The 22,162-nt window shown below is 70.6% G+C and carries 19 protein-coding genes and 2 pseudogenes; 5 read left to right on the forward strand and 16 right to left on the reverse strand.

All coding sequences use genetic code 11. The annotated features are described in order from the left end of the window. Positions 1–95 precede the first annotated feature (95 nt). Positions 96–1,307: an MFS transporter gene (locus ACIBH1_RS32740; RefSeq protein WP_397317835.1), complete on the forward strand. Its 1,212-nt coding sequence runs from the start codon at positions 96–98 to the stop codon at positions 1,305–1,307. Here ACIBH1_RS32740 and ACIBH1_RS32745 read toward each other — a convergent pair. The 12 genes and pseudogenes from ACIBH1_RS32745 to ACIBH1_RS32800 all read right to left on the reverse strand — a co-directional run bounded on the left by ACIBH1_RS32745 (position 1,273) and on the right by ACIBH1_RS32800 (position 14,483). Further along, complete coding sequence (locus tag ACIBH1_RS32745) at positions 1,273–2,430, reverse strand: hypothetical protein (RefSeq protein ID WP_397317836.1); 1,158 nt, start codon at positions 2,428–2,430, stop codon at positions 1,273–1,275. The genes ACIBH1_RS32740 and ACIBH1_RS32745 overlap by 35 nt on opposite strands. A gap of 73 nt (positions 2,431–2,503) precedes the next feature. Beyond that, positions 2,504–3,715 (reverse strand): hypothetical protein, encoded by a 1,212-nt coding sequence (locus tag ACIBH1_RS32750; protein ID WP_397317837.1) that lies wholly within the window; start codon positions 3,713–3,715, stop codon positions 2,504–2,506. A gap of 45 nt (positions 3,716–3,760) precedes the next feature. Then, entirely contained in the window at positions 3,761–4,153 is a 393-nt protein-coding gene (locus tag ACIBH1_RS32755) for a (deoxy)nucleoside triphosphate pyrophosphohydrolase (RefSeq protein ID WP_397317838.1), read from the reverse strand. Between the two features lie 4 nt (positions 4,154–4,157). Further along, the gene (locus tag ACIBH1_RS32760) at positions 4,158–5,252 is read right to left on the reverse strand and encodes an NlpC/P60 family protein (RefSeq protein ID WP_397317839.1); all 1,095 of its coding nucleotides are present in this window, start codon (positions 5,250–5,252) and stop codon (positions 4,158–4,160) included. After that, positions 5,249–5,869, reverse strand: coding sequence for a hypothetical protein (locus ACIBH1_RS32765; protein WP_397317840.1), 621 nt, complete (start codon positions 5,867–5,869; stop codon positions 5,249–5,251). The genes ACIBH1_RS32760 and ACIBH1_RS32765 overlap by 4 nt, the downstream gene beginning before the upstream one ends. Continuing rightward, positions 5,870–8,119, reverse strand: coding sequence for a type IV secretion system protein (locus tag ACIBH1_RS32770; protein WP_397317842.1), 2,250 nt, complete (start codon positions 8,117–8,119; stop codon positions 5,870–5,872). It abuts the gene before it with no gap. Further along, positions 8,116–10,578: an ATP-binding protein gene (locus tag ACIBH1_RS32775; RefSeq protein WP_397317843.1), complete on the reverse strand. Its 2,463-nt coding sequence runs from the start codon at positions 10,576–10,578 to the stop codon at positions 8,116–8,118. Before ACIBH1_RS32775 ends, ACIBH1_RS32770 begins: the two co-directional genes overlap by 4 nt. Positions 10,579–10,642: 64 nt before the next feature. Continuing rightward, complete coding sequence (locus ACIBH1_RS32780; RefSeq protein WP_397317908.1) at positions 10,643–11,758, reverse strand: MinD/ParA family protein; 1,116 nt, start codon at positions 11,756–11,758, stop codon at positions 10,643–10,645. Then, positions 11,748–11,822: pseudogene (locus ACIBH1_RS32785) on the reverse strand (hypothetical protein); the annotation flags it as partial. The pseudogene ACIBH1_RS32785 and the gene ACIBH1_RS32780, both read right to left, overlap by 11 nt. A 1,271-nt stretch (positions 11,823–13,093) precedes the next feature. After that, positions 13,094–13,390, reverse strand: a pseudogene (locus ACIBH1_RS32790) (conjugal transfer protein); the annotation flags it as partial. 43 nt (positions 13,391–13,433) lie between these two features. Next, positions 13,434–13,694: a hypothetical protein gene (locus ACIBH1_RS32795; RefSeq protein ID WP_397317910.1), complete on the reverse strand. Its 261-nt coding sequence runs from the start codon at positions 13,692–13,694 to the stop codon at positions 13,434–13,436. An 81-nt stretch (positions 13,695–13,775) separates the two neighbouring features. Next, a complete protein-coding gene (locus ACIBH1_RS32800; protein ID WP_397317844.1) occupies positions 13,776–14,483 on the reverse strand; it encodes a conjugal transfer protein in 708 nt (235 codons plus the stop codon). A 652-nt stretch (positions 14,484–15,135) separates the two neighbouring features. On the opposite strand from ACIBH1_RS32800, the gene ACIBH1_RS32805 reads away from it, so the two are divergent. Then, positions 15,136–15,750 (forward strand): hypothetical protein, encoded by a 615-nt coding sequence (locus tag ACIBH1_RS32805; RefSeq protein WP_397317845.1) that lies wholly within the window; start codon positions 15,136–15,138, stop codon positions 15,748–15,750. Positions 15,751–16,024: 274 nt separating this feature from the next. On the opposite strand, the gene ACIBH1_RS32810 is transcribed toward ACIBH1_RS32805, so the two are convergent. From ACIBH1_RS32810 to ACIBH1_RS32820, 3 genes are all read right to left on the reverse strand, one after another. Continuing rightward, a complete protein-coding gene (locus tag ACIBH1_RS32810) occupies positions 16,025–16,336 on the reverse strand; it encodes a hypothetical protein (RefSeq protein ID WP_397317846.1) in 312 nt (103 codons plus the stop codon). A 66-nt stretch (positions 16,337–16,402) separates the two neighbouring features. After that, positions 16,403–17,479: a redox-regulated ATPase YchF gene (ychF, locus tag ACIBH1_RS32815; RefSeq protein ID WP_397317847.1), complete on the reverse strand. Its 1,077-nt coding sequence runs from the start codon at positions 17,477–17,479 to the stop codon at positions 16,403–16,405. Between the two features lie 45 nt (positions 17,480–17,524). Then, positions 17,525–18,205, reverse strand: a complete 681-nt coding sequence (locus ACIBH1_RS32820; protein ID WP_397317848.1) for a hypothetical protein — start codon at positions 18,203–18,205, stop codon at positions 17,525–17,527. A gap of 105 nt (positions 18,206–18,310) precedes the next feature. Between ACIBH1_RS32820 and rmuC the strand changes: the two genes are divergently transcribed. The 3 genes from rmuC to ACIBH1_RS32835 are packed head-to-tail and all read left to right on the forward strand — an operon-like array spanning position 18,311 to position 21,051. Beyond that, a complete protein-coding gene (gene rmuC, locus ACIBH1_RS32825; protein WP_397317911.1) occupies positions 18,311–19,555 on the forward strand; it encodes a DNA recombination protein RmuC in 1,245 nt (414 codons plus the stop codon). Between the two features lie 13 nt (positions 19,556–19,568). After that, a complete protein-coding gene (locus ACIBH1_RS32830) occupies positions 19,569–20,090 on the forward strand; it encodes a DUF6542 domain-containing protein (RefSeq protein ID WP_397317849.1) in 522 nt (173 codons plus the stop codon). Positions 20,091–20,139: 49 nt separating this feature from the next. Then, positions 20,140–21,051, forward strand: coding sequence for a hypothetical protein (locus ACIBH1_RS32835; protein WP_397317850.1), 912 nt, complete (start codon positions 20,140–20,142; stop codon positions 21,049–21,051). A gap of 35 nt (positions 21,052–21,086) precedes the next feature. Here ACIBH1_RS32835 and ACIBH1_RS32840 read toward each other — a convergent pair whose 3' ends face one another. Next, positions 21,087–22,055, reverse strand: a complete 969-nt coding sequence (locus ACIBH1_RS32840; RefSeq protein ID WP_397317851.1) for a 4-hydroxy-3-methylbut-2-enyl diphosphate reductase — start codon at positions 22,053–22,055, stop codon at positions 21,087–21,089. Positions 22,056–22,162: the final 107 nt, after the last annotated feature.

The following is a 22,162-nucleotide window of genomic DNA, read 5'->3' on the forward strand; positions in this document are numbered from 1 at the left end:
GAGGGCAACACCCGCCGCCGTTCACTCCTCCGGCGTCGTGGTGTCCATGTCCTAAAGGCGCCGGAGGGTCCCTTCCCGACCCCTGGAGCCTTTCCTTGCATGCTCGTCCGCTCTATCTCCTCATCTGCGGCGCCGCCACCTTCGCGGGAAGCACCGCCTTCACCCTCAACCTCGTCTACCAGGCGACCGTGGCTGGGCTCAGCCCGCTGCAGATGATCCTGGTCGGCACCGTCCTCGAGACGGTGTGCTTCCTCGCCCAGATCCCCACCGGAGTCCTCGCCGACCTGCGCTCCCGGCGGCTGTCGGTGATCATCGGGTATCTGCTCTTCGGCGCCGGCATCATGATCGAGGGCCTGGTGCCCGCCTTCGCCGCCATCATCGTCGCCAACATCGTCTGGGGCATCGGCTTCACCTTCGTCGACGGCGCTCAGGAAGCCTGGCTCGCCGACGAGGTCGGCCCCGAGGCCGCCGGCGAGGTGATGCTCAGGGGCGGCCAGGTCGCGCAGGCGGCCTCCGTCGCCGGCATCGGCGCCGCGGTGAGCCTGGCCGCCTTCGGCCTGAACGTGCCGATCGTGGCCGCCGCCTGCGTCTGGATCGCCCTCGGACTCCTGCTGATCTTCGTCATGAAGGAGGACGGCTTCACTCCCCCGGTACGGCAGGCGGGCGCGGCCATGCGCGACGCGTGGCGCTCCATGGCCGGCCACACCCGCACCGCCGCCTCGTCCGTGCGCCGCGACCGCGCCCTGCTGCTGGTGCTGGGCGCCACGCTCTGCACCGCCTTCGCCAGCGAGGGCCTCGACCGGCTGACGCAGCCCTTCCTCATCGAGCTGGGCCTGCCCGGACCGGTGTGGTTCGGCGGCATCGCCGTGTGCGGCTCGCTCGGGGCCATCGCCGTCACCGAGGTGATCAGGCGCCGGATGCGCGGCGCCCCACCTCACCGGGTGCTGCGCGCGGTCGCCCTGCTGCGGGCGGGCTACGCGGTCGCGACCGTCGTCCTGGCGATGACGGGGGCGTTCTGGCAGGCGGCGGGCGTGGCGGTGGTCATCACGCTGCTGCGGGCCGCCACCGGGCCGCTGATGGGCGGCTGGCTGGCCGTCCAGACCGAGTCGGCCACCAGGGCCACGGTCTACTCACTGTTCAGCCAGATCGACTCGGGCGGCCAGGTCGTCGGCGGCCCGCCGCTGGGGCTGATCGCCGAGAGGTTCGGCATCCGTGCCGTACTGGTCAGCGCGGCCGGGGTCGTGGTGCCCGCGGTCGCGCTGCTGGCCGCCGCTAGCGGTCGTGTCCGGGACGAGGTTCCTCGATAGTCCGATCCGGGACCTGGTAGGTGATGGTGCTGTCGTCGGAGTCGTCCCACGGCAGCCCGTCACCGTGCTCGGCCGCGGAGGCGGCGGCGTGCCGGTCGTCGTAGGGGGCGTCGCCGCCCGGCGGGATGTCGCTCACCGGAACCGCCGGCTCGAACGGGTCGCGGAAGTCGGCCACCGGCTCGGGCTCGTAGTGAGGCTCCGGCTCGTAATGCGGCTCGGGCACGGGCTCGTAGTACGCGGGAGCCGGCTGCGGCTGGTGCGGGCCCGGGTCCGGGTAACCCTGGTGGCCGTAGGCGGCGGGGTCGGGGTAGCCCTGGTGACCGTAGGCCGCCGGGTCGTGGTAGGCCGGGCCGTACGGCATGTGCACCGTCGGATAGGTCTGCACCGGCACGAGGCTGATGATCGGCGCGTAGGCCATGCCCGGGCTGCCCTGGTAAGGACCGGTGAAGCCGGAACCCGCCGGGTAGCCGTCGCCCTGCGGCGGCTGCGGGCCCGCCTTACGTACGGCCGCGGCGTGCGCCATCTTGCGCAGCCGCCCCTCGAAGATGAGCACCGCGAACAGAGCCAGCAACACCAGCACGAGCGCCGGGATGGCCAGCTTCTGCGTCAGCCCGGTCTGGTCGAACTCCGGCTGCGCGTTGCGCGCCTCGAGCTGGACCTGGTCGCTGACCTCCGAAGGCGTCGTATTGGTGCTCGGCACCGCCGTCTCGGGTTCCGCGGAGGGCAGCTGGAGCACCGGCTCGGGCGCCTCGGAGGTGGTCGGCACGATCGGCGGCTGCGTCGGCTGCTGCACCGGCGCCTGGGTCGGCTGCTGGACCTGCGGCTCGGGCGTGGGGGTCTTGCTGGCCTTGGGCGACTTGCTCTTGCTCGGGCTCGCGGTGACCGTCTGGGTCACCGTCACCTCGGTGGGAGTGATCGTCGGCGTGGGGAGCGTGGTGGTGACCGTGACGGTCACCTCGGGGTTCTCGCACACCCCCGACTCGTCACACGGCGGCTCCATGCCGGGATCCAGCCGGAACACGGCCGCGTTCGCTCCCTGCGCGATGAACGGAGTCGCTGCGGCCGCACTCAACCCCATGGCCAGGAGCAGCGCGGATGCGGCCGTCAGTCGCCTGGACGCCACCTGTATCCCTCCGCACACCCGAATCCAAGGTCAAGGGAATCCTAGCCGGGTAAAAGTAACAGTAAAGTGCGAATTACGATACAGCTTGCGCCCTTCGGCGAATCCGCATGACTTCGCGGCGCGAGACCGCCGCGCAGCCCGCCCACAGGGCGGCGACGCCGCCCAGCACGAGGGGCCAGCCCGTCCAGCCGTCGGCGAAGCTGATCGGCGCCGCCTGCGCGGTCTTCTTGCCCGCCACGTCCACCTCGCGCGGCAGCGGGGCGGCCAGGATCTGCGGCGCAGGACTCGGCGCGCTCGCCGGCGGGGCGGCGGACGGCAGCCTCAGGCCGGGGTCGTTCCACAGGCCCTCGGCCCGGCCCGCGGTGTCCGGGTTCGTGACCACGCCGGGATCGGCGGCCGCGTAACCGGCGCCTTGGAGCGGCTCGGTCTGGTCGGGAACCGTCACGGGGCCGCCTGCGCCCCTGACGGCCTCCCCGGCTTCCTTGCCGGGCCGACCGTGGCCCCCCGACCGGCCGCCGAGGTCGCCCGCCTGGCCCCCGAGAGCGCCCGCCTGCCCGAGGTCGCCCGCGTGGCCACCGCCTGCCTGACCACCGCCCGCTTGGCCACCGCCTGGCTGGCCACCGCCTGCCTGGCCGCCATCTTCCTGGCCGCCATCTTCCTGCGTGCCGGAGTCCTGCACCGCGGGCGGCTCGGGCACCTGCCCGGCGACCACGGTGGGCGGCTCCTCCACGACCCTCCGCCCCACGGTCATCGTCGTCGTCTTGGTGACCATCTCCGGCCGCTCGGCCTCACCGCCCTGCCGCTGCGCCACCGCCGCGAGGGTGACCACGTCCGCCCCCTCCGGCACGGTGAGCTGCACGTCCATCGCCCGCTCCCCCGCCGCCTCGCGCAGGGTGCACACCCCGGCCGCGCCCGCCTGCCGTACCGAGGCGTCTGGCACCGGCACCTGGCTCCAGCTCCCCAGGACGGTGTCGGAGGACGCAGCCGGCACGTCCTGCGTCGCGGTGGCGCTCTCCGGCGCGCACGTCACCCCCGACAACGCCCCGGCGGGATTGGTCGCCACCGCGAGCTTCGTGTCGTGGGCCGTGCCCTCCAGCCGGATACGGAAGCGCAGCACGTCGCCGGTGCGCACCCATTGCGCGCCCTCCGGCGGAGGATCGTCGATCCGGTCGACCGCGAGCCGCATCGCGGCATCGTCGTCGGCCATGGCAGCGCCGGTGGTGAAGACGGCCCCGAGCATCAGCGCTCCGGCCACGGCCCACCCCTGCGGTCCCCACTGGTGCATGTCGTTTTACCCCCGAAACATCACACCCAGTAGTGGTTATGTCACTTAGGGGAGGATCCTAATCCTCTCTTCGAGAGCTTTCATGACGGGCAGGTCGGCGGCCAGCCACGGCACCGAGTAGTAGTCCTGCGGCCCCAGCCAGCGCAGGGCCATGTGCTCCTTGGGCACGGGCGTGCCTGCCAGCAGCGTGGACAGGTAGACCCGCATCACGTAGTCGCTGGTCAGCGGCCAGTCGCCGCCCACCTGCTCCCCCACCGCGATCTCGACGCCGAGCTCTTCGCGGCACTCGCGCACCAGTGCCTCAGCCTCGCTCTCGCCGGGATCGACCTTGCCACCGGGGAACTCCCAGCCGCCGGCCAGCTCGGGCGGCTCGGCACGCTGGGCGGCCAGCACCCGGCCATCAGAGATGATCGCCGCGGCGACCACGACCACAGTCATGGGACTAGAGCGTATTCTGCAACTTCTTGAGCTGCTCCAGGACGTCGGGATTCATCAGCGGCCGGGTGAAGCCCATGAGGCTGGTGCGGTCGTCGTAGGTGGTCACCTTGATCGGCCCGCACAGGCGGCAGCGGGCCTCGACCATCTTGCCCTTGGAGACCACCAGCCCGACGTGCCCCGGATTGTCGGGGCCGGTGCCGGGACCGGCGTTGAAGAAGACCAGATCGCCCGGCTGTTCCTGGCCCGGGTTGATCCGTACGCCGAAGGGCCACTGGGTGAAGGTCGTGCGCGGGATCGACAGGCCGACGCTCTGGTAGGCCATGTAGATGATGCCCGAGCAGTCGAAGGCGTCGGGGCCGGTGCCGCCCCAGAGGTACGGCTTGCCCCGCTGCGCCAGTGCGTAGGCCAGGATGCGCTTGACCAGCTCGTTGGGGGCGCCGGCGACGATCGGCTCGTCGCACAGCGGATCGGCCTCCGGCGGCACCTTGACCTCGCCGCTCTTGGCGTACTTCCCGGCGATCTCCATGACCTGGTCGACGTACCACCAGGCGCGGTTGTAGACGAACAGCGCCCGCCGCACGTTCTCCGGCGCGCCGTTGCGCTTGAGCATCTTGGCCGCGCCCAGGATCGCGTCGGCCGGGTTGTAGACGTCGCCGATGCCGTCGCCGTCGCCGTCGGAGGCGTAGCCGTTGAACTCCTCGCTCACCGACAGCTGCGCCTTGCCGCCCCACGTGCTGATCAGGAACTGCATCGGCCCCGCGGCGCCCGCGTAGTTCGTGCCGCTCTTGACGCCGGGCAGGTCGGAGCGGCCGTGGTCGGTCTCGCGCTTGCCGACCGCGGCCAGCACGTTCCACTGCACGCCGATCTTCTCGCCGTGCTTCTTGTACAGCTCCAGCATGCGCGGAGGGATGTCGGAGACGCCGGTGTCGGAGACCTCCTCACCCTGCACCGCACCCGGCTTGCAGTCGGCGGGATCACCGCCCCCGCTGCCGATGAAGGAGGGGATCGAGGTCATCAGCATCGGCGACATGATGATGACGAGGAGGAGCACCGCGGCGACGCCGATCGCCACGGCGATGCGAGAAGGCGACGCTTTCACCCTTGGGCGTCCCCGTCCTGTCCCTCGGTGGCCGGCTGCAGATCGAAGACCCGCCAGTCGGAGCCGACCCTGGTCACCGTCACCGCGTAGTCGTCGGCGTGCGCGGAGGCGCCGTTCTTGGTGGTGCGCTGCTGGGTGCCGTTGATGACGAACACGACCGAGTTGCGCTCGACCGTGCGGATGCCCTTCAGCTTGCCGGTGCCCTGGGAGACGACCTGGTCGTCGCGGTTGCGCTCCACGGTACCCGGCGAGGTGAGGGTGCGGGTCAGCACGTCACCCAGGCCGCCGGTGGTGAACGTCTTGACCCGCGCCGCGTACGCCGCCGGGTCCTCGTCGTAGCGGAAGGTGCCGTAGGCGGCGGTGAACCGCTCGGCCAGGTCGGCCGCGGCGGCCAGCTGGTCCTTGGCGACCGGCAGGTAGTCGTAGATCTCGAAGGGCTTGTCGGTGGCCGTCGCCAGCGGACGGCTCGGCCCACCGGCCACCACCGCCGTCGGTTCCCCGGTACGGCCGGCCGCCGGCTCCTCCGGTCCGGAGGTTCCCTGGACGGTCAGATAGACACCCACGGCGACCATGACGGCCACGACCCCCGAGAACAGCAGGACCCTTCTGTCGGCCATTTACTCCTTCTCCGGCTTGTTGGGCTTCAGCCAGAACGGCACCGGCGGTTCCTCACCGCCCCGGCCGCCGCCTTCCCTGCCGTGCAGCCAGAGAGGTGGCGGCTCGGACGAGCGTGCCCTGGGCACGTCGGCGTTGCGCGAGCCTCCGAAGATGCTGCCGCCTGACGAGGCGCGCTCGGGCGGCCGGGTGTTCCCCGACGACCTGGAGCCGCCTCCGAACAGGCCGCCGCCCGAGGAACGGCCGCCCGACGAGCGCGATCCGCCGCCGCTGGAGCGCGAACCGCCGCCGAACAGGCCACCGGAGCCGCGGCTGCCAGAGGAGCGGCTGCTGCCGCCGCTGCGGGACGCCCAGCCTCCGGCCCGGCCGCTGAACCAGCCGCCGCCGGAACCGCTCGACGAGCCCGAGGAGCCGCCTGAGCCGCTGGACACCCGGGAGCCGCCCGACGGCCGGGAGCCGCCTGCCGTACCCGGGCCCGCCGCGCCAGGTCCTGACGAACCAGGTCCTGACGAGCCTGGGGCGCCCAGCCGGGGTCCGCCCGTCGTGGAGCGGGTCGGCGCGCCGCTCAGGTTCAGCGGCGGCGCGGAACCCGAGCGGGTGGCGGCGGCGGGACGCGTGCCCGCCTTGCCCGCCTGCTCGGGGTTGAGCGGGGCCGCGGCGGCGGGGATGCGCGTGCCGGACGGCGTCGCGCCCTCCTCGCCGCGGGCACGGCCCTGGGCGGTGGAGGCCGCCGCGGCGGCCGCGACACCGGCGGCGCCGCCCGTGGCGGTGGCCGCGATGATCGGCTCGGCCTTGCGCAGGCCCCACTTGCCGACGCGGGAGGCGGCGACCGGCGGAAGCGCGACGGCCGAGCGCTCCAGCACCGACGAGCTGGCCGCCTCGCCGAGCATGCGGGTCGTGATCGTGTGCCCGCTCATCGACGAGAACAGGTGCTGGAACGGCCTGCGGTAGAAGAAGACGGCGATCGTCAGCAGCGCCATGAACAGGATCTGCAGGCCCCACGACATGGTCGTCGACATGATCAGCGCGTAGCCGTACACCAGGACCGACAACACCAGCGCGAGCACGGCCTGGCGGAGCAGGGTGCCGACCAGCATCTCGACCCAGCGCATGGCGATGATGCGCCCGCTGCCCGGGTGCACGCCGATGAGCAGGAAGACCGGCCCGAGGATGAGCAGCAGCAGGAAGCCGACCTTGAGCACGAGCAGCGAGACCGCGACCAGGAAGATCAGCAGACCCGCGACGAGCGCCGCCAGGAGCGCCCCGATGGCGACGCCGAGCCGGTTGGTCCAGTCCTTGCCCTGCACGATCTGGAAGCGCGGGTCGCTCTTGAGCGGATCGACGATCCCCACGTAGGCGGCCTGGTGGGCGCTGCTGTTGGAGGGCTGGCCGAGCTCGGCCGGCTCGATGGTCTGGATCTCCAGCATCTTCAGGCCGAAGTCGCGCACGACCGGCTGCTGCGGGTCGGAGGTGCCGAACTGGCCCATCAGCCACGGCTTGCAGACCAGGGTGGACCACAGCGCGTTGGCGTTCTGGTCGACGCCGGTCGCGCCGGTGTTGCCGAACGTGGTGCCGCCGCCCGGCGCGGGCAGGCAGTCGGTGCCCTGGGCGCCAGGCAACCCGGAGAAGGCGGAGTTGATCACTTCGCCGGTCTTGTCGGTGACGAGCTTGCCCAGGCCGGTGAAGTCCTGTGGGCGCGCGAAGAACCAGGTCGCGACCGTCACCGCCAGGACCATCCAGACCACGCCCTCGACGCTCACCGAGGCCCGTTTGCGCAGCAGGCCGTACCAGGCCAGCCAGATCGCCGCGAGCAGGATGATCGGGGTCAGGTAGGGCCAGTAGAGCGCGTCGGAGAGGTTCTTGACGATGTCGTCGACGACGTCCTTGATCGACTGCAGCGGGCCCTCGCTCGCGGCCGCCTGGTAGGTGCTGATCGTCAGCTTGTCGATCGACTTGGCCCACAGGAAGATCGTGTTGGCCCACGAGTTGCCGAAGACCGCCGCGATGTCGGAACAGCCCAGCTCGTGGGTGTGCCAGAACTGCCCGGCCATGCCGAAGCGGTTGTAGTTCGTGGTGGCCGGAGTGCCCTCGGTGGCCGGTGGCTGCAGCAGGCCGTCGACGCTCGAGCCGACCACCTCGGGCGTGAGGTCGGGCGACAGGTCGCACGGGCCGTCGGCCACCGCCGATCCGGGCATGACGAAAAAGCCGACAAGCAGGAGCAGAACCACAGTCCACAACCTGCGTCGTCTCATGAGCGCACCTCCCGCATAACTCCCCCTTGAAGATCATGCCCGTTGTCTTCGGGTTTGTCGTGCGTAGGATTCGTGTCGAGCCAACGGAGCAGCTCATCGGAGATCAGGTCTACTCCGATCCGCCCCGCTCTGCCATCCAGATCACGGAAAATGCATTCCCCGTTGCCCAGTGATCGCAGGACGGCCTTGTGCTCCTCCGAGGAGTCGACACCCAGGAGCGACATCACATGGTCGACCTCGGTGCGCTCGGTGGAACGGAAGGCGAAGACGCTCGACAGGCAGTTGGTCACCTGCTCGTTGAGCAGGTCACCGGCGTTCTGCGAGACCAGCACCAGCGCCGTGTTGCGGGAACGGCCCATCCGGCTGACCTCGGGCACCAGCTTGGCGCCCTCCGGCGTCGACGTGATCGCCCACGCCTCGTCCAGGAAGATCGCCTTGGGCGCCCTGCGGTCGAGGCCGTTCATCAGCCTGCGCGCGAACTGCGAGACCAGATAGAGCAGGGCGACGCTCAACCGCTGCTCGTAGGAGTAGTCGTCGCGGCCCGTCGCCACATCGGGCAGGGTCAGGCCCTGCAGCGTGAAGACCGTGGTCCAGCCCTCGGTGTCGATCTGCTCGCCGCCCGACGGGTCGAAGCACAGCCTGGCCAGGTGCATCTCCGACATCGAGCGCAACACCGCGCCCAGGTTCTTCGACGCGGCGTCCTCGGCCTGCTCCAGGAAGTCGACCACCTTGCCCAGACTCGGCGCCTCGGCGTTCGACACCGCCGAGACCGCCTGGACCATCGCCGACTCGCGTTCCTCCGACATGCGAGGCAGCAGCAACCGCAACGTCTCGGTGGCCATCATCTTCTTGGTGGCGATGTCGTCGCCGAACGAGAACGGGTCGAGCAGACCCGGCGCGGCGCTTCCGAGCGGGATGATGCGCGCCTTACGATCGCGCTTCTGCAGCAGCCTGACCAGCGACGCCGCGTCGCCCTTCGGGTCGATCACCGCCACCGTGACCCCGCGCAGCGCCATCTGGTAGATCATCAGCAGCGCCAGCGTCGTCTTGCCGCCACCCGGCTCGCCGGTGATCGCGATCGCCGTCGGGCGGTTACGGCTCGCCGCCACCAGCGGGTCGAAATGCACGATGCTGCGCGCCCTGCCGATGGTCTCGCCGATGTACGGCCCCAGCCACGCGCCGTCGTCCATCCGGTCGCCCAGATCGACGGTCGCCGTGGCCATACCGCCCGCGATCGTGCGGAGCGGCTGGCGCTGGGCGTAGGCGTTGACCGTCACCCTCTCGCCCGGCAGCGACTCGCGGAACAGCGAGAACTGGTCACCCGTGGAGTTGACCACGTCGATGCCCATGTCACGGTAGTGCTCCACCACCGCCTCGACCCGCTGCAGGCACATCGCCTCCGTCGGGCCCGACACGATCAGCCGGTGCCAGCCGTACACGAACGGCAGCCGCTCCTTGGTGATGCCGTGCTCCAGCATGCGCGCCGCGTCGATCTGCTCCGCCAGCGCGATCGGCGCCTCCGCGCCCGCCTCGCGGATGTGGATGTCCATGTCGCGGGCGTGCGCCAGCTTGCGCGCCACATCCCGGCTCGCCTTGACCGGCGGGATCAGCCGCATCCGGGAGGAGACCTCCACCGGGAACGGCAGCTGGTCGGCGAAATGCATCCACGGCTCGCCGTCGGGGAACGGCATCAGATCGGGGAAACGCGCGAACGACAGGTGGGCCACATACGCCTCACCCTGCGGCTGCACGAACCTCAGCAACGACCTGCCGTTGTGGATCTGCCCCTCGACCAGCGCCTCGATCTCGCCCTTGCCCCAGCGCCGCTTCGGGCTCGCGCTCGCGGGCGGGTCACCGACGCTGCCCGCCGCCGCGTGCTGGAACAGCCACGCCACCTCCGTCGACGCGGCGTGCCTGGCATACAGCGAGCTGGAGGCCAGGGCCCGGCCCAGCCGCTCCGCCTGCTCGGTCCACTTGGCGATCTCACCGTCGGGCACATGATCGTCTTCCAGCCCGAGCGCCTTCTCCGAACGCTGGTAGAAGCCGAACAACTGGCTCAGCACACCCTGCCCGAGCTGCCTGCCACGCGGGCCCAGCCGTACGCCGAGGTAGACCTCCTTCGTCCAGAAATCCTTCGCCCAGACGTGGGAGTACATCTCCTCCAGATACTCACGCCAGCCCGCGCCCTGGTCGGACGTGGAGTTCAGGGCCAGCGCCCACTCCGCCGCCGGATAGGTGCGGTGCGCCACCCGCAGGTGCACCTCGGCGTCCGGCATCCGGATCGCCGCCAGCGCGATCGTGACATTCGTCGCCAGCGCCTCGCGCTCCTCCGGCGTCACGAACTCGTAGCTCACGGTCGGCAGCCGGAAATACGCCCACGCGCAGGTGTCGGTCAGCAGAATGCGGTCGTCGAAAAACCGGACCGCAAGACGGTTATGCGCCTTGGAAGCCCTGCTCACCGGCCCTCCTTCGTCGGGCCGATGAGCAACTCACCCGTGTTCATTGGTTCACTCGCAAGCTCACTCACAGCTCACCGATTCTCGCGCCCGGAGGGTCACCCGCCAGCTCCCTGTCCTTCACCGGTTGTGCCTGCGCCTTCGCGAAAGCGGCCACCACCACGCCCGCCAGGGCCAGATACGCCCTGCGACCGGCGTTGCGGAGCTGGTCCAGCTCCACCGGCTCGCCGGTGACCGCCAGTTCGTCCTCCCACGGGACCCGCACGATCGCCCGCACCCTGCCCCTGGCGACCGACTCGGCCTGCTCCACATCGCTCATCGTGCGCCTGCTGACCCCGTTGACCACCAGGACCGCACGCCTGCGCAGGTCGGAGCAGCCATGCCCGTCGAGCCAGTCGAACGTCATCGCCACCGCGTCCGCGCCGTCCTCACTCGCCGGCACCACCAGCACCAGCTGATCCGCGTACGGCAGCAGCCTGGCCGCCAGCGCCGGAGCCGGATCCAGCACCGACAGCTTGTAGTGGCGGTCGAGGACCTCCATGGCCTGGCCGAGACGATGCTCCGAGAACAGCGTGCGATCCGCCAGCCGCTGCTCGGCACCCGTACTCGTGTCGGCCGCCACCACCTCCAGGCCCGACGGGGTCCTCGTGGTGAAGGCCCGCATCGTCAGGTAGCCGCTCACGCTGCCCAGGCCGCTCAGCAGGCTCGTCAGGGTCTCGGGGGACTCCTCGATGATCCGGCTCGTCAGCGTGCTGTCACCCGTGCTCGCATCGACGGCCAGCACCCGGTCGTCGCGGTGACCCGCCAGCGTGTGACCGAGCATCAGCGCCGTCGTGCTCTGACCGGCGCCGCCCGTGCAGCCCAGGACGACGATCCGGCGGCTGCCGCTGAACACGGCGCGCGTCCTGGCCTCGTCGATCTCGGAGCCGTCGGCGTGGACGCTGTTGTTACCGACCACCACCTGCGCGATCCGCCGCCAGCCACCGGAGGTGTCACGACCGACCACGGACTCCACGCGGCGCACCTTCTCACCGGGGCGGGGCCCGGGGACCTTGCGGTCGGGGGGGACGACCTTGGGCGGGGTCAGGGGGGTCGCGGGAGTGGCGGGAGCGCCTGGGCTCGCGCCGGTGCCCGGGGTCGCCCGGCCGGCGCTCGCGGCCTCGGCGGCGGGCCTAGGCTGCACTGCGGGACGAGCGGGCTTGTCGGAGGCGGGCTTGTCGGAGGCGGGCCTGTCTGAGGCGGGCCTGTCTGAGGCGGGCATGTCGGCGGCGGGCTTGACTGCAGCGGGCCGCCCAGCGGCAGGCCTGTCAGCCGCCGTCTTGTCAGCAGCGGGCTTCCCCACCGCGGGCTTGTCGACGGCGGGCTTCCCCAGCGCGGGCTTGTCGGCCGGCCATACCCGGTCGGCACCGAGCAGCGGCGTCACCGACGGCGCCGGAGGCACCTGGCGGGGCGGCTGGCCCTTGCGGTGCTGGCTCCTGGCCCTGTCGTCGTCAGCCACCGGCTCCACCGCCGGCGACCCCGCGCCCGGCAGCTGCTGCCCAAGCTCGGGCGCCCTCGCCGCCGGGGCCTCCGCACTAGCGGCCAGCTTCCGCAGCCGCCGCAGCGCCTCGTTGTCGATCGGCTTGCTCGCCCCAGGCGCGTGAACAACGGGCGTCTCCAGCGCGGGACGTACCTCTCGCTCAGGGGCCGCTTCCTGCGCGGCGGGCGCTTCCCGCACCACCGGCGTCTCACGCACGGCAGGCACGTCGCGTACGGCGGGCGTTTCCTCCGACCCGGGCACATCCCTCGCCGCGGAGGCTTCCCGCTCCCCGGGCACCTCCTGCGCGACAGGCACGTCCCGCTCGGGAGCCGTCTTCGGCACCGCTCCCCTGGCCGCCTCGGCCGCCGCCTCGCGCTCCTCCGCCTCGCGAGCAGCCTTCTCGCGCTTCTCCGCCTCGCGAACAGCCACCTCGCGGGCAGCCGCCTCGCGAGCAGCCGTGTCCTCGTCCCGCGCCCGCTCCACCGGCCGCGTGCCCTCCGCGGACCGGGCGGGCATGTCCTCCACGCGTCCCCGTGCCATCGCCTCGACGCCGCGGACGGCCTTGGCGATCGCCTCAGCCCCCCGCTTCTGCCCGGCCGTACCAGCACCTGGCGCCGGCATCCCCAGCGCGGGGGCGGCGGCGCGGCGCTGGGCGGTGCCGCGGTCCGCGGCGACGCCGCGCACGGTCGGGGGTGGAGCGGAGGCGGGTGCCTGTCCCGTGGATGCCTGGGCAGCCGCCTGGGCGACCGCCGGCCGTACGGCACGCGCCGTCGATGCGGCACCCGTGGACCCGGCTTCGGCCGCCCGAGAACCGCTCATGTGCGCCTCTGCCGTACGCAGGTCGGCGGCGCGGGCCTTCGCCTTGGCGGTGGCCTTCGCGCGGGCCTTGGACGGCGCGGCGGCGCGGGCCTTGCGGGTGGCGCGGTCGGGCAGGGCGCGCCACACGCGCCCGGTGAAGTAGACGGTCTCCGGCTCGCCCTCCGGCGCCATGCGGCACCACACGCGCGGCTCGCCCATGTAGCGTGCCTGCGACTGCATCAGCTCGGTGAGGCGCTTGTTCTCGATGACCGGCCGGGTCGAGAGCCAGGTGACGATGCCGGGCGGCACGAGGTAGAGCACGTGCCAGGGCGCGTCGAACGGCACGCCGACGATGGCGAGCAGGAACGACCACGGGGCGAGCACTCCGACGAACACGCCGATCCAGACGATCGGCAGCGGCATCGGCAGCCGTAGGTCGTACAGCTTGTAGAGCCGCTTCTCGATTCGCCAGATATTGGTATAGGTGGGCAGGTCCACGCGGTCCTCCTCTCAACCCGTCGTCACGTGCTCGGGCCACCGCTCACTTGATGCCCAGCGCACCCGCGATCGCCCGCGCCGTCACCTCGATGATGTTGGGAACGTAGAAGATCACGCCGATCGCCACAGCCAGAATGAGGAACTGCACGAATCTTGTGATCTCCCGCGTGAAGAGGAAGAACAGCGCGACCACCGAGACGATGACCAGGAACAGGGGCGCGAAGAACGAGCGGAGGAAGTTCGCCAGCCCTCCGGTGTCGATGCCGGTGGGGGCCGGGGTGGGCGTGGCGGCCAGCCCGGCCATCTCGGCCAGGTTCAGCAATATGGTTTTCAAGATCACTTCTCGTCCTCCCGGGGGGTACCAATCAGCAGCACGGCCGTGCTTCTATCCAACGGCTCGGCCGGCACCGCGAATGGCCTTGACGTACCACTTGTCGCCCTGCTTCACGACGGTGAGACGGTAGGCCTGCTCCAGGCGACCCGCCATCGCGCTCGGGTCGGCGGGCGTGGGCTCCACGGACTGGCCGCTCGCGCCCGGAACGCCCCAGACCACTACGGCCTGGATGTCTCGGCTGGTGGCATCCCCCACAGGTACCACGAGGTTCTTCAGCTCGACGAAGGTGAACGCTCCGCCGAGGTTGGGCAGGTTCGCGTCGGTGGCCAGGTAGCGCTGCAGCTGCACGCCCGAGGCGTAGGCTCCGAAGAACTCGGCCAGCTGGGGCCGCAGCTCGGCCTCGACCACCTCGTCGGCGTCGGGCTGGGCCACGACCGGCAGCTCCGCGGGAGCGGGAGCGGGCAGGATGCCCGGCTGGCCGGAGACCGCGAAGCTGGGAAGATCGGCGTTGCCGTCCCACACCAGCGGGATCGCCGCGTGGTAGCGCTTGTCGCCCGACTGGAAGCTCACCGTGACCACGACGTTGTGCGTGTCGATGGTCTCCACGCCGGCGGGCTGGAGGTAGGCCGCCTGCAGCCGCCCGTATCCGTCCCAGCCGAACTGCTCGGTGGCCTGCGGTGAGAGGTACGGCTTGAGCCTGGCTGCCCTGATCGACAGCTCGGCGGGATTCAGGTCGAGGTAGAGATGTGCGAATTGCACCGCGAACGCCTTGGCGGCCTCCGTCGGGAACGGAGACTTCTCATTTCCGGCATTTCCTGACGAAACGCTCTGCGGTTGCGTGAACCTGGTGACAATGGCGACTACCCCATTGGCCAGAACGACCAGGATCAACGCCCACACAATGACCCGGCCCGTCGCCACCAGCCAGCGCCCGCCGCCACCCGACCACCCTCGCCTGGCGGACCTGCGGGACTCGAAGTTGGACGTTTCCGGGCGCGCCGAAAGCTCGGGGTCGCCAGCGATCCGGGGATCGTGCTGGACAGTGGACCTTCGAGCCATCACGCCCTCCGCTCGCACCGTCCCCATCCGGAGCGCGGCGCGGTCTGAAGATGTCACATTACCGGTCGCGGCAATTCTTCCAGGAAAGCCACGCCCATGCTGCAGGCATCGCCGTGCCGGAGCAAACCGAGTGTGCATGACATCTCGGAGTGCCCATCCCTGTCCGATTACCGTGGAAAATGCGCTCGACCTGGAGTGATGCTGTCAAGCCCGTATCGCGACGGTCAGAGAATGCTGTCCATAGGGCTCAGATACCATCCCAATCCAGGGCATGATGGGTGTGCCCGGGGTCACACCATCCCCAGCGCACCATGACCTGGGACGCCGGTCAACCGTGGTGTTGGATGACGCCGTGAACGACGATCCCCTCGTACGGCTCCGCGACGCCGTCACCCGCACCCGCGAACTCGTCCGAAATCGCGCGGCCACCGGCCTCCACCACGAGGACGCCGACCCCGCCATCGGCACCATCGGCACCGACAGCGCCCGCGACTTCGACCCGTTCCCCCTCCTGGAGGCTCTGCACGCGCACGGAGTAAGAGCCGTGATCATCGGGCAGGTGGCGGGCATCCTGCACGGGTCGGTGGAACTGACGGGCGACCTCGACCTGCTGTGGGACGGCGACCCCGCCCAGGCCCCCGCCCTCGCGGCGGCCTTCGCGTCGGTGGGGGCGGCGCTCAACGACGACGACGGCGCGCCGGTGGCATGCGAGCCGGAGGCGTTCCTGCGGCCCAAGGTGCAGTTCACGTCGGCGGGAGCCAGCGGGGACTGCTGCACACCGGCGCTGCCCTGGGGCGAACTGAGGGTGGCGGAGTTCCTGGAGCGGGCGGTGGTCGCGGTGGGGAGTGGGGTGGAGGTTCGTTACGTCGCGCGGGAGGATCTGATCGCGATGAGGCGAGCCGTGGGGCGGCCCAAGGACCTACGCCGGGCCGACGAGCTGGAGGCCTTGCCTCGCTCACTCGGTTAGCTCTCTGCGTCTTCGGACCTGATCGTGACTGCGATACCTACCTGCTCCGTCAAGCCTCGGCCGCGTGAGTGAGAGGTTCGATGCCAGGGCGAGCGGTGGACAGAGCCTCTACACGACCTCCGCAGCGGCTCCTCTCCGGAGCGACGCGGACGGCGGCCTGCCCTCCCCACCACGAACGGCCACTGCCAGACGCCCTCAGCCGGAGCAGGACCTGGGGCGGGCGGGTGGGCGGGCGGGGGGCGGGCAGGCGGGTGCACCGGCTACAGCAAACGGCTCAGGCGGGCTCGGGGTCTCCTGCCTGCGAGGTCCGCCTCCGGGCGTGGAGGTCGACGACCTTCCCCGACCCCACCGCCTTCCGGGGTGCGACCCGCTCCAGGCAGCCCCGCAACTCGGCGAGCAACTCCGCGGGGTCCTGCCCGTTCAACCGCCGCGTGAGCTCCTCGCGCTCGTCCATCTTCCGGCGCAGGTAAGCCTCCCGGCTGACGCGCAGGCCGTACATGAGCTCGACCCTGAGGAGCGCGAGCTCCTCCTCCAGGCTGATGCCCACGAGCGTGGGTCGGCGCCTGCTGAGTATGCGGCGGATCATGGGGGCCCTCCGATTCGTCTGTGACGATTGGACGCCGGGGAGCCCCGAGTGGTTGACGTGGAATCGTCAAACGTTAAAGCGAAATTCGACGACGTCCCCGTCGCGCATGACGTAGTCCTTGCCCTCGATGCGCGCCTTGCCCGCCGATCGGGCGGCGGCCAGCGAGCCCGCCTCGACGAGGTCGTCGAAGGAGGTGATCTCGGCCTTGATGAACCCTCGCTGGAAGTCGGTGTGGATGACCCCGGCGGCCTCGGGCGCGGTGGCGCCCTTCTTGATGGTCCAGGCGCGGGCCTCCTTGGGCCCGGCGGTGAGGTAGGTCTGCAGCCCGAGCGTCTCGAAGCCGACCCTGGCCAGCTGGGAGAGCCCCGACTCCTCCTGCCCGACGGACTGCAGCAGCTCCAGCGCCTCCTCGTCGGACAGTTCGTACAGCTCCGACTCGATCTTGGCGTCGAGGAAGACGGCCTCGGCGGGGGCGACGAGGGCGCGCAGCTGGTCCTTCAGCGCGGCGTCGGTCAGCTCGTCGGCGTCGAGGTTGAAGACGTACAGGAACGGCTTGGCCGTCAGCAGGTGCAGCTCGCGCAGGCCTTCGAGGTCGAGGCCGCTCTCGAAGACGGTCTTGCCGGTCTCGAGCACGGCGATGGCGGCCTCGACGGCTTCCAGGGAGGCCTTCTTGTCCTTCTGGACGCGGGCTTCCTTCTGGAGCCGGGGCAGCGCCTTTTCGCAGGTCTGCAGGTCGGCGTAGATCAGCTCGGTGTTGATCGTCTCGATGTCGCGCTTGGGCGAGACGTCGCCGTCGACGTGGGTGACGTCGGGGTCGGTGAAGACACGGATGACCTGGCAGATCGCGTCGGTGTTGCGGATGTTGGCGAGGAACTGGTTGCCGCGTCCCTGGCCTTCGGAGGCGCCGCGCACGAGGCCGGCGATGTCGACGAACTCGACCTTGGCGGGCAGGATCTTGGCCGAGCCGAAGATCTCCGCGAGCGTGCCGAGGCGCCCGTCGGGGACGCCGACGATGCCCACGTTGGGCTCGATGGTGGCGAACGGGTAGTTGGCCGCCAGGGCGTTGGCGCTCTTGGTGAGTGCGTTGAACAGGGTGGACTTGCCGACGTTGGGCAGCCCGACGATCCCGATGCTGAGGCTCACGAGCCCTCCTTTGGTCGGCCTCATGAGCCGATGACTGCGATGCGCCTAGAAGTTTACCCGTAGACAGGTGAGCGGCCGGTGCGTGCTCGTCAGGTAACGATTCGAGCCGTCGGGGCAGGCGGACGCCCGTTCCGCGAAGGCCGTCACGCGCGCCCAGGCCTGCCTGGATTCGCAGGCGACCCTCGTCACCCTGTCGTCGCGCGGCCTGCCGACGCAGTCGCCGACCGTCGGCACCGCGCCTCCCTCGCCGAGGCACACGACGGCCCCCGAGAGTTCGAGCGCGTCACGGGTGCCGGTCGGGCACCGCTCCGGCACGACCGCGACGGCTCTGCCGTACCAGCCCTTGGTGGTGCAGGGCCGTTCCCGCCCGTCGGACGTCACGCAGTCGCCCGCGCGCACGACGCCGCCGCCCATGCCGGGGTCGCCGGGGTGCGGGGCGCGGTGGTTGCGCAGGCAGGCCGTACGGCCCTGCCCGATGCCGACGACGAGGTCGGTCGGGGCGGGGCAGAGGTCGGCGATCGCGATCACGGTGGCCACGCCCGCGTCGCACGACACGAGGTCGAAACGGGATCCCGTACGGCTGGCGCACGATCCCTCGGCCCATCGGAGCGTGAGCTGCGGCCGGGCGGGAGGCGGTTGCTCCTCGGCGCGCCCTGCGAGGGAGGTTCCGACGATGGCCACGGCCGCTGCGGCGACGGCGACGGTGGTCGCGATTGAGACGATCATGCGCGAGCCGGTAACCATATGTGTACTGTGAGTGACAGAAGTGTCGGCGCACAAGCGGAACGAGCAAGGCGTGTCGAAAAGACCCACGCGGGGACGGGTGTCATCATCGATCAGGTGGATGTCGTCTCGATTCTGCTCGGCCTGGCTGTCGGTCTCGCCATCGGTTTCCTGATCGCGCGAACCCGCTCGGCCGTGCGGATCGCCGAGGCAGACGCCAGGGCCAAGGGCGCCGCCGACAAGCTCGTCTACGTCGAGGAGCAGCTGACCGAGAGGTTCCAGGCGCTGTCCACGCGCGCGCTCGACGTCAACAACATCCGCTTCCTGGAGCTGGCCGAGACCCGCCTGGCCGCCAGCCGCGTCGAGGCCTCCGGTGAGCTGGAGCAGCGCAAGCAGGCGGTGGAGCACCTGGTGCAGCCGCTGCGCGAGGCGCTGGCCCGGGTGGAGGTCCAGCTGCGCGAGGCGGAGGCGGGCCAGCGGGCCGCCAAGACGGAGCTCCAGCTGGTACGGCAGAGCAACGAGCAGCTGCGTTCGCAGACGAGCGCCCTGGTGCGTGCCCTGCAGCGTCCCGAGGCGCGCGGGCGCTGGGGCGAGCTGCAGCTGCGCCGCGTCGCCGAGATCGCCGGCATGCAGCGCTACTGCGACTTCGACGAGCAGGTGACCGAGGGCGCCCAGCGCCCCGACATGATCGTACGGCTGGCAGGCGGCAAGAACATCATCATCGACTCGAAGGTCTCGCTGGCCGCCTATCTGGAGGCCGCCTCGTGCGACGAGGACCTCCAGGCGGGCGCCCGCCTCGACGCGCACGCCAAGCACCTGCGCCAGCACGTCGACCAGCTGGCCTCCAAGGCCTACTGGCAGGCGTTCAGCCCGACGCCCGAGTTCGTGGTGCTGTTCATCCCCGGAGAGGCCTTCCTCGCCCCCGCCCTGGAGCGCGACCCGGCGCTGCTGGAGTACGCGATGAACCGCCGCGTGCACATCGCCACCCCCACCACTCTCATCACGATGCTCCGCACCGCTCACTACGCCTGGCAGCAGGCGGCGCTGAGCGAGAACGCCCGGGCGGTCTTCGACCTCGGCAAGGAGCTGTACGAGCGGCTGTCGTCCATGGGACGCAACGTCGACGCACTCGGCAAGGCGCTCACCCGCGCGGTCGAGGCCTACAACAAGACGGTCGGATCGCTCGAATCCCGCGTCCTGGTCACGGCACGCAAACTCAACGATCTGGGTGTGGTCGAGGGCGAGCTGGACGAGCCCGAGATGCTCGACGACCTGCCCCGGCCCCTCGCCTCCCCCGAACTGCTGGAAACAACGTCTCTCGTCTCGCACACGAACGGTAAGTTGGGCAGGTAAGGGGGTGGCGCCGGTGAGTGAGTACGGCAGGCGGTCGGCGATCAGGCTGACTGCCCGCGGCGCCATCGCGCTCGCCCTGCTGTCGACTTTGCTGGGGTATGCCCTGGCTTCAGCGCTCGACCTGCCCATCCTGGTCGGCGCGGTGTTCGTCCTGGGCGCCCTGCTCGCGACCCTGCTCGTCAACCCGCGCGAACTGCTGACGCTCGTGGTCACCCCGCCGCTGATCTTCTTCTGCGCCACCCTGGCCGTCGAGATCGCGCGAGCCCTGGGCGCCCCGTCGTTCGTGCAGTCGCTGGGATTCGGCCTCTACACCTCGCTGTCGGCCGGGGCGCCGTGGCTGTTCGCCGGATCCGCGCTGGTGCTGGCCGTCGCGTGGAAGCGGGGGCTGCCCGCCAACGTGCGCGAACTACGCGAAGACCTGCGCACCACCGCCGACGTCCCCAAGCCTCGCAGGGGCACGGAGCCGGCCTTCGCCCCCGAACCCGAGGGCTACTTCGAGCCCCGCGTCTACGGGTCCCCTCGCCGCGAGGAATGACCTGATCTATCGTCTGCATCGGGGGCCATGGCAGACGGGGTGATGCGTCATGGAAGTGACGCCATTCAAGGGGGCAGACGGCGCGGCGGCACCACCGAGCCCGGTGATGTCGTGGGACGACGGCTCATTTGTGATCAACGTGCCGGGCGAGGACTTACGGCTGCGCCCGGACACTCTCGCGTACTACCACTACGAGCACGCCGACGGAGATCTGTACGGCCTGGCGCTCCTCGACCGAGACGGCCTGATCCTCCTCGACCTGCCAGGTGAATGGCTCCACGGAGAGCTCAGAGACTTCGCCGCCGAGGCTGGGCTCTGGTTCACCGTGATGCGCGAGGCGGACGTGCCCGTACGGCTCGCGCGGCGCGCACCCGGCTGGAAGCGGCTGCCAGGTGTGGTGCCGTCACCGCCCAGCCGCTGGCGGAAACGATTAGTCATGGCCGCCTCGGCCGCCATGACAGGCGCCATGTCCTACGCCATCTCGGCCGGCGCCTGGGAGACCTGGCGGGCGGTCCAGTGGATCGGCAGGATGGCGCTCGAACTCCTGGACGCCAAGTGGGCGGCCCTGATCTTCAGCCCGCTGCTGTTCGTCCTCGGGCCGCTGAAACCGCTGCTCGTGCGGCTCCACCGGCGCAGAGTCGCCTCAGGAAAGGTGTTCGGCCTGCCGTACGGGATCAACATCGTCGCCCGGGTGGGATCCGTCCAGGTCAAGCGGGGCACCCACACCCTGCCTGCCGTCCACGACCAGGGGCTGCGCCTGGTGCGCTACACCTTCGCCGACCTCACCGGGCTGTTCATCGTCGACGACCACGAAGGCGTGCGGCAGCACCTGCCGGGCAACTGGCCGGTGGCGGCGCTCGACCACTTCGCCACGATGAACGGCTTCACGCTGGAGACGACGCAGCTGACCCGCGAGGAGTACATCGAGCTGGTGCGCTCGGCCACGGACGCGACCTTCTAGCCGGCCGGCGTCCGTGGCGGCGAACGACGGGGCGGCTAGCCCGCGCGCAGGTCCTTGCGGAGCTCGTGCGGCAGGGCGAAACGCATGCTCTCCTTGACCGACTCGATCTCCTGCACGTCGCCGAAACCACGCGCGGCCAGGTGGGCCAGGACGTCGGAGACGAGCTCGTCGGGCACCGAGGCGCCGCTGGTGACGCCGACCGTGGTCACGCCCTCCAGCCACGCGTCCTGGATGTCGGCGGCGTAGTCGACCAGGTACGACGCGTCGGCGCCGTAGTCCTTGGCCACCTCGACGAGGCGCTTGGAGTTGGAGGAGTTCTGCGAGCCGACCACGATGACCAGCTGGCACTCGGCGGCCAGCTCCTTCACCGCGACCTGACGGTTCTGCGTGGCGTAGCAGATGTCGTCGCTCGGCGGGTCCATGAGCGTGGGGAAGCGCTCCTTGAGCCGGTTGACGGTCTCGATGGTCTCGTCGACCGACAGGGTCGTCTGCGAGAGCCACACCAGCTTGGAGGGATCCTTCACCGTGACGCGGTCGACCGAGTCGAGGCCGTCGACGAGCTGGATGTGGTCGGGCGCCTCACCCGCGGTGCCCTCGACCTCCTCGTGGCCCTCATGGCCGATGAGCAGGATGTCGTAGTCCTGGTTCGCGAAACGCTTGGCCTCGTTGTGGACCTTGGTCACCAGCGGGCAGGTGGCGTCGATGGTGCGCAGCTGCCGCTGGGCGGCCTCGTTGTGGACGGCGGGCGAGACGCCGTGGGCCGAGAACACCACGATCTCGCCCTCGGGGACCTCCTCGGTCTCCTCGACGAAGATGGCGCCCTTGGCTTCGAGGGTCTTGACCACGTGGACGTTGTGAACGATCTGCTTGCGAACATAGATCGGCGCGCCGTACTGCTCCAGCGCCCGCTCCACCGCTTCGACGGCTCTGTCGACGCCCGCGCAGTAACCGCGAGGCTTGGCCACTAGGACGCGTCGGGTGGCAGTGGGGGTCTGAGGCTCCATGTTCCTATGCTACGTGGAGCGACCAAACCGCCAGTTCGCGATTGGCACACAGCGTTTGCGAGACTGACGGTCCGATAGCGCGTCACCGCCCCGAAGCATCCCAGGGA

Origin of the sequence: Nonomuraea sp. NPDC050663 (genome assembly GCF_044456985.1) — a bacterium.
Lineage (GTDB): Bacteria > Actinomycetota > Actinomycetes > Streptosporangiales > Streptosporangiaceae > Nonomuraea.